The organism is Chryseobacterium gambrini, from assembly GCF_900156825.1.
In the GTDB taxonomy this organism is placed as follows: Bacteria; Bacteroidota; Bacteroidia; order Flavobacteriales; family Weeksellaceae; genus Chryseobacterium; species Chryseobacterium gambrini.
Map to the genome: position 1 here is coordinate 44,418 of NZ_FTOV01000005.1, position 16,925 is coordinate 61,342.

15 protein-coding genes and 4 tRNA genes are annotated in these 16,925 nt (G+C 35.9%); 5 read left to right on the plus strand and 14 right to left on the minus strand.

Features of this window, described 5'->3' with window-relative positions; genetic code table 11:
* Positions 1-8: 8 nt before the first annotated feature.
* Positions 9-779, minus strand: coding sequence for a glycogen/starch synthase (locus BW951_RS10845; RefSeq protein WP_076392683.1), 771 nt, complete (start codon positions 777-779; stop codon positions 9-11).
* A 181-nt stretch (positions 780-960) separates the two neighbouring features.
* Here BW951_RS10845 and panC point away from each other — a divergent pair, with 181 nt between their 5' ends.
* Positions 961-1,809, plus strand: a complete 849-nt coding sequence (gene panC, locus BW951_RS10850) for a pantoate--beta-alanine ligase (protein WP_076392685.1) — start codon at positions 961-963, stop codon at positions 1,807-1,809.
* 185 nt (positions 1,810-1,994) lie between these two features.
* Here panC and BW951_RS10855 read toward each other — a convergent pair.
* From BW951_RS10855 to BW951_RS10870, 4 genes are all read right to left on the minus strand, one after another.
* Positions 1,995-2,067, minus strand: a tRNA-Lys gene (locus tag BW951_RS10855).
* Positions 2,068-2,248: 181 nt separating this feature from the next.
* A tRNA-Lys gene (locus BW951_RS10860) sits at positions 2,249-2,321 on the minus strand.
* A gap of 74 nt (positions 2,322-2,395) precedes the next feature.
* Positions 2,396-2,478 (minus strand) — tRNA-Leu (locus BW951_RS10865).
* Between the two features lie 38 nt (positions 2,479-2,516).
* Positions 2,517-2,589, minus strand: a tRNA-Lys gene (locus BW951_RS10870).
* A gap of 114 nt (positions 2,590-2,703) precedes the next feature.
* On the opposite strand from BW951_RS10870, the gene BW951_RS10875 reads away from it, so the two are divergent.
* Positions 2,704-3,219, plus strand: a complete 516-nt coding sequence (locus BW951_RS10875; protein WP_076392687.1) for a shikimate kinase — start codon at positions 2,704-2,706, stop codon at positions 3,217-3,219.
* A gap of 9 nt (positions 3,220-3,228) precedes the next feature.
* On the opposite strand, the gene BW951_RS10880 is transcribed toward BW951_RS10875, so the two are convergent.
* Entirely contained in the window at positions 3,229-3,666 is a 438-nt protein-coding gene (locus BW951_RS10880) for an RNA-binding S4 domain-containing protein (protein WP_076392689.1), read from the minus strand.
* Between the two features lie 57 nt (positions 3,667-3,723).
* On the opposite strand from BW951_RS10880, the gene BW951_RS10885 reads away from it, so the two are divergent.
* Positions 3,724-4,464, plus strand: a complete 741-nt coding sequence (locus BW951_RS10885; protein WP_076392691.1) for a hypothetical protein — start codon at positions 3,724-3,726, stop codon at positions 4,462-4,464.
* 51 nt (positions 4,465-4,515) lie between these two features.
* On the opposite strand, the gene BW951_RS10890 is transcribed toward BW951_RS10885, so the two are convergent.
* The 6 genes from BW951_RS10890 to BW951_RS10915 all read right to left on the minus strand — a co-directional run bounded on the left by BW951_RS10890 (position 4,516) and on the right by BW951_RS10915 (position 11,912).
* Positions 4,516-6,033: an FMN-binding glutamate synthase family protein gene (locus BW951_RS10890; protein WP_076392693.1), complete on the minus strand. Its 1,518-nt coding sequence runs from the start codon at positions 6,031-6,033 to the stop codon at positions 4,516-4,518.
* A gap of 194 nt (positions 6,034-6,227) precedes the next feature.
* Positions 6,228-7,574: a tRNA (N(6)-L-threonylcarbamoyladenosine(37)-C(2))-methylthiotransferase MtaB gene (mtaB, locus tag BW951_RS10895; RefSeq protein WP_076392695.1), complete on the minus strand. Its 1,347-nt coding sequence runs from the start codon at positions 7,572-7,574 to the stop codon at positions 6,228-6,230.
* 66 nt (positions 7,575-7,640) lie between these two features.
* Positions 7,641-8,279 carry a hypothetical protein gene (locus tag BW951_RS10900; RefSeq protein WP_076392697.1) on the minus strand — a complete coding sequence of 213 codons (639 nt, stop codon included), beginning with the start codon at positions 8,277-8,279 and terminating at the stop codon, positions 7,641-7,643.
* Complete coding sequence (locus tag BW951_RS10905) at positions 8,279-8,800, minus strand: DUF1572 family protein (protein ID WP_076392698.1); 522 nt, start codon at positions 8,798-8,800, stop codon at positions 8,279-8,281. The genes BW951_RS10900 and BW951_RS10905 overlap by 1 nt, the downstream gene beginning before the upstream one ends.
* Positions 8,801-8,884: 84 nt before the next feature.
* Complete coding sequence (locus BW951_RS10910) at positions 8,885-10,981, minus strand: T9SS type B sorting domain-containing protein (RefSeq protein ID WP_076392700.1); 2,097 nt, start codon at positions 10,979-10,981, stop codon at positions 8,885-8,887.
* A gap of 133 nt (positions 10,982-11,114) precedes the next feature.
* Positions 11,115-11,912 (minus strand): hypothetical protein, encoded by a 798-nt coding sequence (locus BW951_RS10915; RefSeq protein ID WP_076392702.1) that lies wholly within the window; start codon positions 11,910-11,912, stop codon positions 11,115-11,117.
* Positions 11,913-12,113: 201 nt separating this feature from the next.
* Between BW951_RS10915 and glgP the strand changes: the two genes are divergently transcribed.
* On the plus strand, positions 12,114-13,772 hold the full coding sequence (gene glgP, locus BW951_RS10920) for an alpha-glucan family phosphorylase (RefSeq protein WP_076392704.1): 1,659 nt from the start codon (positions 12,114-12,116) through the stop codon (positions 13,770-13,772).
* A 182-nt stretch (positions 13,773-13,954) separates the two neighbouring features.
* Here the strand turns inward: glgP and BW951_RS10925 are convergent, their stop codons facing one another.
* Complete coding sequence (locus BW951_RS10925; RefSeq protein WP_076392706.1) at positions 13,955-14,140, minus strand: DUF6496 domain-containing protein; 186 nt, start codon at positions 14,138-14,140, stop codon at positions 13,955-13,957.
* A 12-nt stretch (positions 14,141-14,152) separates the two neighbouring features.
* Positions 14,153-14,626 carry a hypothetical protein gene (locus BW951_RS10930; protein ID WP_076392708.1) on the minus strand — a complete coding sequence of 158 codons (474 nt, stop codon included), beginning with the start codon at positions 14,624-14,626 and terminating at the stop codon, positions 14,153-14,155.
* 120 nt (positions 14,627-14,746) lie between these two features.
* Between BW951_RS10930 and BW951_RS10935 the strand changes: the two genes are divergently transcribed.
* Positions 14,747-16,876, plus strand: a complete 2,130-nt coding sequence (locus BW951_RS10935) for a S9 family peptidase (protein ID WP_076392710.1) — start codon at positions 14,747-14,749, stop codon at positions 16,874-16,876.
* Positions 16,877-16,925 lie beyond the last annotated feature (49 nt).

Genomic DNA, 16,925 nt, shown 5'->3' on the forward strand with positions numbered 1-16,925 from the left:
TGTGTTTTTTAATAAATTTGATTTATAGAATCTACGTCAAGATATTCCGATTTGGGAGTAGAACTTTCGTTGAAAGCTTTATCTAAGTCTTCATCTAAAAATTCATCTCCTTTTATAACCATATCTACGTAGTTCATGCTTTCGATCACAAAAGATTTTACACTCGGATTATCTAACGCTTTTAATCCTGAAATATTATCAAACTTCAGTTTTTCGTCGATATTGGAAGCTAGAGATGCATCTTTCTCATTGTATAATGAAAGAACGATTTTGGCATCCTTAAAATAAGTATCTGTTTCGTAATAGGTTTTCAGATAAATAGGAACAAAAGAAGCCATCCATCCGTTCAGATGAATAACATCAGGAACCCAATTCAGTTTCTTAATGGTTTCAATTACTCCTCTGGCAAAAAATATTGCTCTTTCATCATTATCCTCGAAAGGCTGTCCTTCATCATCAAAATAATATTGTTTTCTTTTGAAATACTCTTCGTTATCAATAAAGTAAACCTGAAGTCTTTCCCCCGGAAGAGACGCTACTTTAATAATAAGAGGCTGATCCAGATCATTAATAATAATATTCATTCCTGAAAGGCGGATCACCTCATGAAGCTGGAATTTTCTTTCACTTATTTGTCCAAATCTTGGCATAAAAACTCTTACATCATTGCCTTCTTGGTGCATCTTAAGTGCCATTTTGTTTACCACTGCAGCCATATTTGTATCTTCCTGATATGGATACATCTCTGTAGTAATGTACAGTATTTTTTGATTCGGCATAAATTTCTATCTAATTTTTGTAAAAATGCTTTAATGTGCAAAATTACGAAAAAACATTCATTATTATTTTAATTAACATTTTTTTACGATAATTCCCTTTCTAAAATTATTAAAACTAGGACTTCATGTGTCATAATTATATGATATTTTTAGTATTTTTGAATTACTATTAAAATAAACTATGGAAGTTCTAAAAAGTAAAAAAGTTCTTCAGGATTTCATTGAAAGACAGAAAGAAATGGGCAAAAAGATAGGTTTTGCACCTACCATGGGAGCCCTTCATGACGGACATTTATCACTATATAAAGCAGCCAGAGAAGAAAATGATCTGGTGGTATCATCAATTTTTGTTAATCCTACCCAGTTTAACAATCGGGAAGACCTCGAAAAGTATCCCCGAGATATCAACAGAGATATTTCCATCCTTGAAAAATCCGGTCTGGTAGATGCTGTTTACATTCCTGAAGTTACAGATATTTATCCTGAAAAAGCAGAAAGCCAGCATTATGATTTTGACGGATTGGAAAATGAAATGGAAGGAAAATCCCGACCGGGGCATTTTGACGGAGTAGGAACGGTTGTAGAAGAACTTTTCAGTCAGGTAAAGCCCGATAATGCTTATTTCGGAGAAAAAGACTTCCAGCAACTGGCAATTATCAAAAAAATGGCTGAAAAGAAAAAACTTCTCATCAATATTAAGGGTGTTCCAATTTACAGAGCAGAGAACGGACTTGCTTTAAGCTCCCGAAACCAGAGACTTCATGAGGACCGAAGAGTAGCCTCTACTGTTATTTATAAAACACTTAAAAAAGTAAACGATTGGTTCAGAGTCATCACCGTTCCGGAAATCAAAGCCAGAGTACAGGACATTTTTGATCAGCAGAGAGGAATGCAATTGGAATACTTTCTAATCGCCGATGAAGAAACACTGAAAGAAACAGACTTTTTTTACAAAGACCGAAAATTCCGTGCATTTATTGTAGTTGTTGTGGATGGAGTAAGACTAATCGACAATATGCCTCTGGATTAATTCAATCAAATTCAAAATCATCTTAAACTAACAAGCGTTGCCTATGAGAGTAACGCTTGTTAGTTTCACTCTATGCCTATAAATGAAGGTAGATTATATAAAAAATCAAAGGCTTCTTACGAAGCCTTTGAAACACCAAATCACAAAATATTAATATGAAAAAAATTTACTTTTCAGTAAACTTGTGACCCGGCTGGGATTCGAACCCAGGACCCATACATTAAAAGTGTATTGCTCTACCAGCTGAGCTACCGAGTCGGTCACTTAATTTGAATTTACTTTTTAAAAAGTAATATTCTTTTTTTAAGAGCTGCAAAGATACAAATTATTTTGTTCCTGCAAAATTTATTTTTCAAAATCAAAAGCTTCTTGAGAAAGCCCTTGAAACACCAAATCACAAAATATTAATATGAAAAAAATTTACTTTTCAGTAAACTTGTGACCCGGCTGGGATTCGAACCCAGGACCCATACATTAAAAGTGTATTGCTCTACCAGCTGAGCTACCGAGTCGTCACAATTAATAGGATTAAATATAAAATTAAAATTCTAAACTTTACTATTAATTATTCAAATTTTCTGCATTGTGCCTGCGACTGGACTCGAACCAGCACATCCTTAGGAAACCACCCCCTCAAGATGGCGTGTCTACCAATTTCACCACGCAGGCAATAAAAACTACAAAAATCCAGTAATCTTTTTTGCTTGTGACCCGGCTGGGATTCGAACCCAGGACCCATACATTAAAAGTGTATTGCTCTACCAGCTGAGCTACCGAGTCGGTCACTTTATCAACGATTAACACAGTGATAATGTCCCTCGTTTTTAGTGGTGCAAAGATATGAGTTTTTTCTTTATCTCAAAACTTTTTTGCAAATTTGTTTAAAAAAAATTCATGATAATTTCACTGGTCGGATACATGGGAAGTGGCAAATCTCACATTTCCAAAATATTAAGCGATAAACTCAATTTTAAATTAATTGATCTGGATAAAGAGATTTCCAAAAGAAACAAAATGACAATCCCCGAAATCTTCGATAAAAAGGGAGAAATCTATTTTAGAAAGCTGGAAAGAGAGACATTGGAAGAAATTCTTGCGTCCGAAAAAAATACGATTTTAAGTCTGGGGGGCGGAACTCCTGTTTACTATAACAATATGGAAATCATCAACCATAATTCAAAAAGTGTTTTTTTAAGGGCTTCTGTTGCAACTTTAACAGAAAGACTTTCTAAACAGAAGGAAAAAAGACCTTTAATTGCAAATATTACTGATGAAAATCTTGCAGAATTTATAGCCAAGCATTTATTCGAAAGGAATGATTTTTATAATAAAGCACAGATCAGCATAATTACAGACAACAGAACTCCGGAAGACATTGTGAATGAAATAACAGAAAAGCTCTATCTCTAGAGCTTTTTGTTAATCTTCGTTTTCAGAGTCGTCCCCATTTTCGCCAAAGAAATCGTCCCAGTCCGTAAAATCTGAGGCAATATCATTTTCTACGTAATCGTCCATATCTCTGCGGTCTTTTTTCGTAGGTCTTCCCTCACCTTTATTCCGGTAATAATCCTGAGACATTTTACGCATTTTTAACAACTCATACTGTTCCTTATCAGTCACATCTTTTATATGAAGAGGAACAAGCTTTGCTCCGATCCTGCTTTTAGGAATCTGAATTACTTTAATTTGATAGTCAATCTGATTTTTACGGATCTTAATTACATCTCCTTCCTTCACCTCTTTAGAAGACTTTACAACCGACGCACCGATAGACACTCTGTTCTTTTTAATCTCCTCAGTAGCAATGGTTCTGGTCTTATAAAAACGAATGCTCCATAAAAATTTATCTATTCTCATAATTTTTTATACTTTTGTCGTTATATTATTTGTAAAGTAATTAAAGTTTTTTGAAAAATGAAAAAAATATTTTTATATATCCTTGCTGGATCTCTTTGTTTCACGGCATGTAAAAAGGATGATGAAGTTGAAACATTTGTAGAACCGGAAGACATCTCGGTAAGAAATTCATATGATGATCAGGCGATCCAAAAGTTTATGGATGGAAATTACCTTGATTCACAGGGAAATATAAAAGCATTTAGTTCTACAGATACTTCGGATGATAATGAGAAAAAATTATCTGAATTAAATCCTGTAAAACTTCCTTCAGGAGTTATTTATATTATAAGAAACGGAGCACAGCCGAATCCAGGAAAAGCTATATCATCCAATAGTCAAATCAAAACTATGATTAGAGCAAATTATTATTTGGCTACACAAGTTGATGGAAATGTTTCATTTACCTCTACTGGAACTTTAGTAAATACTATAAACGATTCCGGATCACCTGTAACAGATCCTTCTTTCTATTATGTAAAACAAAGCGTTTTGAGTAATGCAACTTTAGAAGCTGCAAAAAACAGAAGTTATTACGAAATTGAAGGTTTTCAAGAAGGATTAAAATATTTTGAATCATATGATAATTTACCAGATGGTAATGCATACAATTTGCAGGGCGTAATCATTGTTCCTTCAAGAGCAGCATTTGCAAGAGATGTTCATTACAACTATGTTGGATATTCTCTTCAAAACAGTTGTTTTGTATTTAACTTTCAACTCTATAATTCAAGACCTAGACCTGTTCTAGAACAATAAAAAATAAAGCGCTTCCCAATAAGAAGCGCTTTATTTTTTATTTGCTTAAAATTAATACTTAGCTTTCTGCTTTACATTTCCTAAAATATCCGGAAAATAGAGATCTGCTAAATGATCAAACTCATCGCCCCTCATGAACATTGTGGCATCTACTTCTTCGTAAGAACTTCTTCCTGCCGCTGCAATCAGCTCATTGCATGTGTGAAGCGTATTTTTATGAAAATGATACACTCTTTCTGCTTTATCCGTAACATCAAGTCCTTTAATTAACATTTTATCCTGAGTAGCAACTCCTGTCGGACACATATTATTATTACACCTCAAAGCCTGAATACAGCCCAAAGAGAACATAAATCCTCTCGCATTATTACACATATCTGCACCCATCGCGATTGCTCTTAAAATGTCTAGACTTGTCAGAACTTTTCCGCTTGCAATCACTCTTAATTTACTTCTTAAATTATAATTATTCAGCGTTCTGTTAACAAAAATCAAAGCAGGTTCCAAAGGCATTCCTACTCCATCTGAGAACTCAGGTGGTGCAGCTCCGGTTCCCCCTTCCGCTCCGTCAATGGTTATAAAATCAGGATAAATCTTCAGAACATTCATCTGGACACAGATATCTTCAAATTCTTTGGTGTCGCCGATGCACAATTTAAATCCAACAGGTTTTCCTCCGGAAAGTTCTCTTAACTGCTGTACAAACCTCAGCAAACCTGCAGCATCAGAAAAAGAAGTATGTGAAGGCGGTGAAATAATCGTCATTCCCGGCGTGACGTGACGGATTTTTGCAATTTCCGGTGTATTTTTAACAGCCGGTAAAACTCCGCCATGACCTGGTTTTGCCCCTTGGGATAATTTAATTTCAATCATCTTTACATTGGGTAAAGTGGAATATTTTTTAAACAATTCCGGATTGAATTTACCTTCTTCATCACGGCAGCCGAAATATCCTGTCCCAATCTGCCAGCAAAGATCGCCGCCTTCCAGATGATGCGGAGAAATCCCTCCTTCTCCCGTATTGTGGTAAAAATTTCCTTTTTTAGCGCCTCTGTTTAAAGAAATCTGAGCGCGGTCGCTTAATGCCCCGAAACTCATTGCCGAAATATTAAATAACGAAGCATGATAAGGCTGAGAACATTGCTCTCCTCCTACCCAGACTCTCGGAAGCTCTTCCATCGGAGATTTTGCATAAATGGAATGCTTAATTCCTTCATATTTTCTGTGGTTAACTTCGAGCTGTGTTCCGAAAGGCACAGTGTCACTTAAATTTTTGGCTCTCCTGTACACCGCAGAACGCTGATTTCTCGGAAATGGTTTTCCATCGGTTTCTCTTTCAATGAAATACTGCTGCATTTCCGGTGAAATACTCTCAAAAAAGTATCTGAAATAGCCCAAAACAGGAAAATTTCTTAGAATAGCATGTTTAGATTGGGTAATATTATAAATTCCGATTGCATACACAATGGTTAACAAAACAGGAATCCACCAATCTGCCCTTATTAAAAAAGCAACTGACCACGCAACGACGAGAATAATAGCTCCCCAAAGCAAAAATTTGTCTCTCATATCATTTTGAATTTTACCAAAGTTAAAAAATTTAAATTGATATGAACGGCTTGAGAAACATCAAAAACACTAATGAAAGAAGTTATTTTTGGATTAAATATGATGATTTCAGGTTTCGATTTCATTAAAACAAAAAAAGACATCACTCTGATAGCAATGTCTGAATTATTTTAAATGAATTGTTTAAAAGAATATTAAAGTTTCTCGAGAAAACTCTCAAAGGAATTCATCACAGAAACCGTTCCGTCCGCTTCTATTTTTTCAAGCTTTAAGAATTCAATCTGATTGACTGAAGCCTGATCGAAATTCTTCTGAACCCTCACATAATTCTCTGTGAAGCCAAACATTTTTCCGTCTTTGTTTTCGTGTTCCCAAAGTACAGGAAGTGTTTTTCCAAGCTGGGTCTGGTAAAATGCCATCTTTTTCTTTTCAGATAAAATTCTAAGCATTTTATTACGTCTTTTTCTTTCGGGAATCGGAACTACGCCTTCCATTTCTGCAGCTTCCGTATTTTCCCTTTCAGAATAGGTGAAAACGTGCAGATAAGTTATTGGAAGCTCATTCAGGAAGTTATATGTTTCCATAAACAGTTCTTCTGTTTCTCCCGGAAAACCGACAATTACATCCACACCAATCGCTGCATCCGGCATTACCTCACGGATTTTATTGACTCTGTCGGTATATAATTTCGTTAAATAACGGCGTTTCATTTTTTTCAGCAATTCATCACTTCCCGATTGTAAAGGAATATGAAAATGCGGAACAAAACTTTTGCTTTTGGAAACCAGTTCTATGCTTTCATCTTTCAACAGATTCGGCTCGATGGAAGAAATACGGATTCTTTCGATCCCTTCAACCTGATCAAGCTCAGAAATTAAATCTAAAAAAGTATGTTTGTGTCTTTTGTTTCCAAATTCACCTTTTCCGTAATCTCCGATGTTTACGCCTGTAAGAACGATTTCCTTGATGTCTCTTTCAGCAATTTCTTTGGCATTTTTTAATACATTTTCGATGGTATCGGAACGGGAAATTCCTCTTGCCAAAGGAATTGTACAGTACGTACATTTGTAATCGCAACCGTCCTGAACTTTCAGAAAAGCTCTGGTTCTGTCTCCGATAGAGTAACTTCCAATAAAGAAATCGGTTTCTTCAATTTCGCATGAATGAACGATACCTTCGTTTTCAGATTTCTCCAGATCATCAAGATAGCTCAGAATATTGAATTTTTCTTTGGCTCCTAAAACCAAATCTACCCCTTCAATCTGTGAAATTTCCTCCGGTTTCAACTGTGCATAACATCCCACGATTACAACCAGACCATCCGGATTGGCTTTCATGGCTCTTTTTACGTGAAGTTTGCATTCGCGGTCGGCATTTTCAGTTACCGAACAGGTATTGATAACATACACATTCGCTTTTTCATCAAAACTTACCTTTTCGTAACCTGCTTCTGTTAATTGACGGGCAATGGTAGATGTTTCCGCAAAATTTAATTTGCAGCCAAGAGTATGAAATGCGGCAGTTCTTTGAAATTGAGACATTTATTGATTCTGAATTTTGTGGGTGCAAAGATAATAATTTTAAGATGAATTCTGAATTGATTCAGTCTATTGATTAAATTCATCCTTTATTTCCAAACTGTTCTGATAACAAACCGAAGACGAATTATGAATTTCAGGTTCATCAATTTGCTGCAAATCTCTGATACATTGTTCTCTGATATTCCACAATTCATCTAAACCGTAAGTGATGCGTTCTTCGTTCAGCCATTTTCCAAGAAAATCTTTGTGAAATGAAATTTTCTGAGTACCAATTTCGTTGAATTCTATTTCCTTTTCAATCAGCATTTTATCTTTAAATTGATGATAATGTGAACTGCGGTTCGTAAAATCGTAATATTCGTCATCAATTTTGAGATAATTATGCGCTTCCGGAATGTATTTCAAATTAAATTTTTGCAAAGTACCGCTAATTTTCGGAGTGTATTCTGCATCCATTTTAAAAATTCCAAGAATCAGCTTTACATCGCTATGATGATTTTCGAGCGCAAGTTTTCTCAGGGCGGCGTGTTTTGTACTGCAGGTTCCGCCAAAATCATCAAAAACACATTCGACTCTGCTTTTATCATTATTTCTTTTGTAAGGGATCATCGAAACATATTGGCACGCAGAATGAAAATCTGTGATGTTTCTATTTAAAAATTCATCAGAAATAATTCCTTTATTTTGAATGGTAAAGTTCTTCATTACTGCTGTCTGAATTTATTACTCATTTCAGAATTAAATTCCTGCGATTTGTTTCTCGGAATAGAAAGGCTTCGCCAGTCTTCATTTTTCATCATTTTTGCGATATATACAATCTGTCCGATATGATAAGGATAATGCGCCAACTGACGGAAAACGGCATCCATAAATGTATGTGCTTCATTTCTTATGTAAATTACGGAATGTATATTTTCATCATTCATCTGGTTCAGAGCGTAAAAAAAACATTTCCAGCCTTTTTCCCAATATTCCAGAACCTCAGCTTTCGTTTTAAAAGTATCAACAAATTCTTCATCCCTGTTCCGCCATGATTTTTCGCCGTCTTCGGTTAAAAAATTAGTCCATCTGGATAACATATTTCCGGCGATATGCTTAACAATAATCGCTATAGAATTGCTTTCTTCATTAAACTGCCAGAAAATCTGTTCATCTGAAAGCTGCTCAAAAGATTGGTCACCGAGCATTTTGTAATATTCAAAACGTTTTATCAATAAATCCTTCATGATGTAAATTTGAATATCTAAGATAGGGATTTTACAAAACAAAAACCGTTACACAGGCAACGGTTTTCTATTGACTTCTGAAAATTATTCTCTGTTTTTTACCATTACCCAACCTGAATACTTGAATAAGGTGTTCTTCTTATCATTTTCGTTCCAAGAAACCGAATACCAGTAAGTTCCTGTTGGAACTTTTTTGCCTCCGATGGTTCCGTCCCACGTATAATTTCTGAATTTATCCGCCTTGAAAACAAGCGTTCCGTATCTGTCGAAAACACTCAATACCAAATTCTGTTTGTATCCTAAAGCAGAATAATCGATCACATCATTCACTCCGTCTCCATTTGGTGTAATTACATTTACCAAATTAGGGACAACCACAGTAATATCAATCGGTTCGCAATTGTAGGCATCTTTTACAAAAACTCTGCTGTCTCCTCTCGGAAGGTTTGTAAATACGTTGGAATCCTGCCATTTGATTCCGTCAAGAGAATATTTGTACGGAGCGGTTCCACCTGAAACATTTACCGTTATGGTATTGTTGGTAATATCAACTGATGAAATTACCGGCTGTTCCGAAGCATACACTTTTACACTTTGCTTGGTAATACAGTCGCCGCTTTTTAATTTAACCCAATACGTTCCCACTCCTACATTATTGATGGTCTGTGTTGTTGCACCTGTACTCCACTCATAACTCGTAAATCCGGAACCTGCATCCAGTGTGGTTCGGTCTTCCATACAGATAATTTTGTCTTTCAGAACATTGGAATATACCGGCTGAATGACAACTAAATTCACTTTCGCAATTGCAAAACAATTGTTAGAATTAAATACTTTGATGTAAATAACGCCATTTGGAGCGATGTAATTTGAGAATAATACAATTTCATTGGTTCCGTTGTGGGCATCTGCTAAAGAAGGATAATATTTTTTAGTCGTTCCGCTTTGCGTGGTGACGGCTGCAAGACTGAGATTAAATGCTCCCGTTGAAGGATTAGCTTCAATAAAACAGGTTCTTAAAGTGGCCTCGGTAACCACAACAACCGGATAAAATTTCAGAATAATCTGTGCAATAGCTACACAACCATATTGAGAAGTAATTTTAACATACACCGTTCCTTCTGCCGAAACGAAATTAGTGGTGTTCGTAATGGGATTTATTCCCGCATTAAGATCTGAAAGTGAATTATAATAAACCTTTACTGCGGTAGGATCTCCAAAAACAGCAGCGGAAGTTAAATCGTAAATTCCGGTTCCGGCATTGTTGTTATTACAGCTGTAGAGCGTAACATTGGTTCCTGAAATATTTCCGTATTTAAATTTGAAAGCTCCCACCTGTCTGCAGGAATTGATCGGGTTATTCGGGTTTGCAGGATCCTGATAATGGATACTGTAATAATATGTTGTGGCAGTATTAACGGTAATCGGTGACACAATAGGATTTGCTCCGGAAAGTGCTTCATTCTGTGAAGTATGATAACTGATCTGGAAATTGCTGTTGCCATTAAGAATACCGGAAGACAAGGTACTGAAATTAAAAACCATGGGATTTTCGCAGACAATAATTTCTCGCGGATTGGCAGGATTGGCAGCCGGAACTCCTGGCGGAGTAAATGGATGAGTCTGAATATTAGGATCTGTAAACGGCGAAGCCAGTGTTGCCGTTCCTCCCCAATTTAGAGAAAACGGAGCCATTGTAGGATTAAAAACATCTACCCAGTTATCTATATACAAATAGTAAGTCTGCCCCGGTAAAACATCCATATATTTACAGTAAGGCGTTAACGATCCTCCTGCAGCACTAATGATGGTGCTCGTCATATTCATGCCTGTGGAAGCTCCGACTCCGATAACGGTGGCTGCATTACAGCGAACCGGAGAACCAAGACTTGCACAGTTCACATTCGGTCCGTAAATCGCCCAGTCGTAATCTGCTCCCGGATCTGTAGGAACGAGATCGAAAGTAAGCGTTCCGCCTGTTGCAATGGTAAATTTATACCAGATTGAATTGTGCTCACCGGAAGATAAACATCCTCCTAAATTTTCATTAACGGCCCCGATTCCCGTCGGAGAATACGTTATACTGGAATTTCCGCATACCGCAAGTGCTGATGAACAGTCTGCCTGAGCGAAAATAAAAGATGAAATAAAAAGCAAGAAAAGAAGTAGAGTTTTTTTCATATCATGTTGAATTTGGTTATTAATTTGTGCGGTAATTTGTTGTCTATCAAATATAAACAATTCCAATTAAAAATAACAGATTCAACGAAAATAATTCAATAAAAGTTGATTAAAAATGAAATATTTTCAGTGATTACTTGATACTTGTGATATTTCCGCAAAGATTTTCGAGATGAAAAATCTTGGGAAAAGGGCTTTTTACCTTTTGCAGATGTTCTTTATCCTGAATAAAAGTATAGCGTGAGGCGATGGAATTCATATCCGAAACAATAACGAGCCAACATTCGTCGACCGAAGTATCGTAATAAGGAAATTTTTCGTTCTTTTTTTCAATCAGCTCTACAATTTTCTCAGAACATAATTCATCAAAAAGATTCATATTGTATTCATGGGTAATAAAAACATTTCTGCGGTGGAAAGACTTTCGGATTCCTTTCACATTTCCTATAGGTTTTCCTTTTTTGATGCTTTTACAGATATTTAAAATAATTTCCTGCTGGTTTTCCAGAGAATCCAGTTTGATGTTTGAGTGAAATTCTAAAAAATAAACACCACGAAATTTCGTAGTGTCTTCATGTTCCAATAATATTTCTGCCTGACGGAAAATCTTGTTCAGATTGCTTTCAACTTTCTTCATTTCAAGATGATTGATCACTTCGGTAAGTTCGATTCCGATTTTCTTGTCGTTGAATTTTGCGATAAAGTCGGGACTTTCGCAGGTTAAATCTTCAAATTTAACTTCAGGGAAATGGTGCATGAAAGAATTGAGCAGTAAAATTTCCGCTTTCTTTTTATATTTTTCGCGGTCGTGAAGCGGAGATTCGTCGATCTTACGGTGATACTTTTCTATCGGCTTCTTTTTCAAGTGTCGGTTCAGATAATATAAGCTCAGATTTTTAATTAAATCTTCATCAGAAAATGCCTTTTTCATCTGCTTATTATTTTATTGTTATGGAAGACATAAAACTTCCGGTTTCAGATCATGAAGTTTTGATTATCAAAAATTTACATATTAAAGGTAAATAAAAAACAGATTCAAAAAGTATTTTTAATGTTAATTTATAAAATAATTAATGTAGAGTTTATTTTCATAATTAATACCTTTGCCTCCTCACTTAATAAACTGTTACACATGGATTTTAAAAATTTTAAAATACCTTTTAGCGTAAATCCGCAGTATTCCAAGAAAGTTGCTTATTTTTCTATGGAATTTGCGATTGAGCAGGTGCTGAAAATATATTCGGGAGGATTAGGATTTCTGGCGGGTTCCCACATGAGAAGTGCTTACAATCTGAAACAGGATCTTATCGGAATCGGAATTCTCTGGAAATTCGGGTATTACGATCAGGCAAGAAATCATGACCAGACGTTACAGCCGACCTGGACGAAAAAAATGTACAGCTTTCTGGAAGATACCGGCATAAAATTTCAGATAGAAATCCACAGCGCTCCGGTTTGGGTAAAAGTATGGTACCTTGATCCTGAGATTTTCCACACGGCTCCAATGTTTTTCCTATCAACGGATGTTCCTGAAAATGACCACATTTCTAAAACCATCTGTCATAAACTGTATGATGCCAATGAATCTACAAAACTGGCACAGTATATTCTTCTAGGAAAAGGAGGGGCTAAATTGCTGGATGAAATGAACATTGAAAGAGATGTTTATCATTTAAATGAAGCTCACGGACTTCCTGCAGCGTTCCATCTGCTTAAAAAATACAACGGAAACCTGAATAAAGTGAAAGAAAAGCTGGTTTTCACCACGCACACTCCTGAAGAAGCTGGAAATGAAAAGCATAATATGAGGCTTTGTTATGATATGTCTTATTTTTCAGGCTTCAGCATGGAAGAGGTAAAAAATATCGAAGGTTCTGATGATGACCGGTTCAACCATTCACTTTGCGCGTTGAAAATGGCAAGAATAGCAAACGGAGTTTCTCAGCTTCACGGAGTGGTTTCCAGAGCAATGTGGAGCAAATATCCGGGAATCTGTGAGATTACTTCAATTACCAATGCGCAGGAATTCAAATATTGGGCAGACAAACCGCTTTACAATGCAAAAGACGAAAACGACGAAACGGTTTTCGATTACCGTAAAAAGCATTTAAAGAAAAGACTATTTAAAATCGTAGCCGACCAGACCGGAAATTTATTCAACCCAAATGTTTTTACGATTGTCTGGGCGAGAAGATTTGCAGGATATAAACGTGCCGATTTGCTTTTACATGACAAAGACCGATTCTACAAGCTGTTGAATCATCCGAAATATCCGGTTCAGATCATTTGGGCAGGAAAACCTTATCCGATGGATTATTCTGCGATTTCTACATTCAATTCTCTGGTGGAGGAAAGCAAAAACCATAAAAATATGGCAGTTCTTACAGGATATGAGTTGTCTTTGAGTAAATCTTTAAAGCAGGGTTCTGATCTTTGGCTGAATAATCCGAGAGTTCCGAGAGAAGCTTCCGGAACCTCCGGAATGACGGCTTCCATGAACGGTTCTGTAAATCTTTCCACAGATGACGGATGGATCCCTGAATTTGCGAAACATGGGGAAAATTCTTTTGTGGTTCCGAAAGCAGATTATGCCAACATGAGCATCTACGAACAGGATAATTATGATCTTAACAAGTTATACGAAATTCTGGAAAATGAAATTCTTCCTACGTACTATGACAAGCCGGATCAGTGGAGAAAAATCCAGTACAATTCTATGAATGACGTGAAAGATCAGTTTAACAGCGACAGAATGGCGGATGAATATTACAGAATTATGTATAATGATTAAAGTTAATTGTTAATAAGCTTTTAAACTATTAAGAAAAATTGAGTTTTTGAGCATTATTAAGTTTATATTGAAATCAGAAATGATTCATCCTAATGTGGCTTAACTCCTTAAATCAATCTTAAGGGTTCAATATTTAAAACAAACAGGCTTGGAAAATTTTCCCAAGCCTTGTTTATTTTAAGTTACTCTTTTTTCTTTTTCGGCACTTTTAAGCCTTCCTGTTTCGCTTCAGAAATTCCGATGGCAACTGCCTGTTTTCTGCTGGTCACTTTTTCGCCGGAAGAAGATTTCAGTTTTCCTTCCTTAAATTCGTGCATTACTTTTCCTACTTTTTCCTGAGCTTTTTCAGAATATTTTGTCTTGCTCATACTATTGATATTTTAAGATTTGGGTAAAGAGACACCGATTTCGTACACTTGGGCGTGCTTTAGATATTTAGAACGCTCTCTTGAAGTTACCGATTCAAAATGATCATTTTTTATCACTACAATCGGGTCTTCAATGTTTTCGATTTCAAAATTGGCAATATATCTTTCATCGGGTGGAGACTGTTGCTGTTTTGCTTTTATTTTCTGCAATTCATCGGCATATTTTCTGAATCCGGGATCTGACGAATGGATAAATTTATATTCATCTCCCGCATCTACGAAATAATGTAACTTTTTTTCAAGAAGTCCGGCTTCGTTACAGATTTCAGGATTATCATTTCCGTCTTTGAAACCTACTTCTACCAGTTCCCCTCCTTTTTTATGGGCACATGCTTCTGCATCTTTATAACTGGAAAATCCGGTATATATAATTTTGTCGTCTAACTCGTATCGGTTCAGTTTCTGGTTAAAATCATTCGTTTCCATAATTATATTTTAATTTGATTGTATCTTAATATATCCAATTTTACTGCCAAAATCAGAGATTTAAAAAGCTTTTTTTACCATTTTAAAAATTATTATATTTGAAATCTTTTAAAATTAGAAATGAAAAAATTCTTACTAACGCTTACAGTTGCTGTGGCATTTCAAAGTTTATCCGCTCAGGAAATTACTTTAGATAAAATATATTCAGGTTATTACCGTGGAAAAGGCATTGCCGGAATTACATCCATGAAAAACGGTGAAAATTATCTGGTTATCGAACAGGGAGGAATTGCAAAATATTCTTACAAAACTTCCCAAAAAGAAGGAAATCTTGTCGACGGACAGTTCCAGAGCTATGAATTTTCTGATGATGAATCTAAAATTTTGTTGCTGAAAGACAGTGAACCGATTTACAGACACTCGTTTTTAGGAAAATATGAAGTAAAAGATCTGAAATCCGGAAAAACAGTAAGTCTTAATGAAGGAAAATTTGTTCAGGAGCCAAGATTTTCACCAGACGCTACAAAAGTGGCTTTCATTGTGGATAACAATCTGTTTTATCAGGATCTGAATTCCGGAAAAATCACACAGATTACGCAGCACGGTGTTAAAAATAAAATTTTAAACGGACTTGCAGACTGGGTTTATGAAGAAGAATTCGGGCACGCAAGACTGTACGAATGGACAAAAAACTCGGATGCGATTCTTTTCGTAAAATTAGACGAAACGGAAGTTCCGGAAATCTATATTCCGATTTACGGCAAAACGCTTTATCCAAGCGAAATGCGTTACAAATATCCAAAAGCCGGAGAAAAAAATTCTGTCGCTTCAGCACATATTTATCAGTTGAGCGACGGTAAAAAGACAACCGTCAATTTAGACAGTTTCAAACATTATTATATTCCGAATGTTATTCAGACAGCAAAACCGGACGAAATTGTTTTGATTACTTCAGACAGAATTCAGAATGCTTCTGATGTTTTAAAAGTCAATACAAAAACCGGAGCTGTACAGAAATTATTCACCGAAACCGATGAAAAATGGATCGATACAGACAGCCCGACTCTGGAATTTTTAGAGGACAATTCTTTCCTTTGGGGTTCTGAAAGAGACGGAAACCGCCATTTGTACTGGTATGATAAAGATGGTAAACTGAAAAAACAGGTTACAAAAGGAAACTGGGAAGTAACAGATTATTACGGATTTAATCCTAAATCAAAAGAAATTTACGTTCAGACTACCGAAAAAGGAAGCATCAATAAAGTGATTTCTAAGGTAAATATCGAAAACGGAAAATCCCAGTTGATTTCAAATGCTGAAGGAAATAATTCTGCAAATTTCAGCAAAAACTATAATTATTTCATCGAAACTTCTTCTACGGCTTCAAAGCCTTATACTTATGTTTTAAAGGACGGAAACGGTAAAACGGTAAAAGAACTTCAGAATAATGAAGCTCAGCTACAGAAATTAAAAGCTGATAATTTCGTAGAAAAAGAATTTATTACCATTCCGAATGAAGCGGGAGATCAGATGAATGCGTGGATCATCAAGCCTAAAAACTTTGATAAAAATAAAAAATATCCATTGTTTATGTTCCAATACTCTGGTCCCGGTTCTCAGCAGGTTGCCAATTCATGGGATAACGGAAACGGAATATGGTTTGAAATGCTTGCTCAGAAAGGATATATCGTAGCTTGTGTCGACGGACGCGGAACAGGTTATAAAGGCGCTAAATTCAAGAAAGTGACATACATGAATTTAGGGAAATATGAAATTGAAGATCAGATTGCGGCAGCAAAATGGTTCGGAAATCAATCATATATTGATAAATCCAGAATCGGAATGTTCGGATGGAGTTTCGGAGGGTATATGACGAGTCTGGCAATGACAAAAGGCGCTGATGTTTTCAAAATGGGAATCGCAGTGGCACCAGTAACGAACTGGAGATATTATGATTCTGTTTACACGGAAAGATTCATGAGAACACCACAGGAAAATCCGGACGGATACGATAAAAACTCCCCGACTGAATATGCGAATTTATTGAAAGGGAAATTCTTATTAATCCACGGAACTGCCGATGATAACGTACACTTCCAGAATTCCATGGAGTTTTCGGAAGCTTTGATCCAGAACAAAAAGCAGTTTGATTTTATGGCTTATCCAGATAAAAACCACGGAATTTATGGCGGACAGACAAGACCGCAACTGTATCAGAAAATGACTGATTTTATTTTGGAAAATTTATAATTCGAAAATTTAAGCATAAAAAATCCGGATCTGAAGTTTAGATCCGGAT

Coding starts and splice junctions, on each gene's coding strand:
- mtaB (WP_076392695.1), bottom strand. CDS start 7,574: ATGTCTCAATTTCAAAGAACTGCCGCATTTCATACTCTTGGCTGCAAA.
- BW951_RS10905 (WP_076392698.1), bottom strand. CDS start 8,800: ATGAAGGATTTATTGATAAAACGTTTTGAATATTACAAAATGCTCGGT.
- BW951_RS10845 (WP_076392683.1), bottom strand. CDS start 779: ATGCCGAATCAAAAAATACTGTACATTACTACAGAGATGTATCCATAT.
- BW951_RS10880 (WP_076392689.1), bottom strand. CDS start 3,666: ATGAGAATAGATAAATTTTTATGGAGCATTCGTTTTTATAAGACCAGA.
- BW951_RS10935 (WP_076392710.1), top strand. CDS start 14,747: ATGAAAAAATTCTTACTAACGCTTACAGTTGCTGTGGCATTTCAAAGT.
- glgP (WP_076392704.1), top strand. CDS start 12,114: ATGGATTTTAAAAATTTTAAAATACCTTTTAGCGTAAATCCGCAGTAT.
- BW951_RS10885 (WP_076392691.1), top strand. CDS start 3,724: ATGAAAAAAATATTTTTATATATCCTTGCTGGATCTCTTTGTTTCACG.
- BW951_RS10910 (WP_076392700.1), bottom strand. CDS start 10,981: ATGAAAAAAACTCTACTTCTTTTCTTGCTTTTTATTTCATCTTTTATT.
- BW951_RS10930 (WP_076392708.1), bottom strand. CDS start 14,626: ATGGAAACGAATGATTTTAACCAGAAACTGAACCGATACGAGTTAGAC.
- BW951_RS10900 (WP_076392697.1), bottom strand. CDS start 8,279: ATGAAGAACTTTACCATTCAAAATAAAGGAATTATTTCTGATGAATTT.
- BW951_RS10925 (WP_076392706.1), bottom strand. CDS start 14,140: ATGAGCAAGACAAAATATTCTGAAAAAGCTCAGGAAAAAGTAGGAAAA.
- BW951_RS10915 (WP_076392702.1), bottom strand. CDS start 11,912: ATGAAAAAGGCATTTTCTGATGAAGATTTAATTAAAAATCTGAGCTTA.
- panC (WP_076392685.1), top strand. CDS start 961: ATGGAAGTTCTAAAAAGTAAAAAAGTTCTTCAGGATTTCATTGAAAGA.
- BW951_RS10890 (WP_076392693.1), bottom strand. CDS start 6,033: ATGAGAGACAAATTTTTGCTTTGGGGAGCTATTATTCTCGTCGTTGCG.
- BW951_RS10875 (WP_076392687.1), top strand. CDS start 2,704: ATGATAATTTCACTGGTCGGATACATGGGAAGTGGCAAATCTCACATT.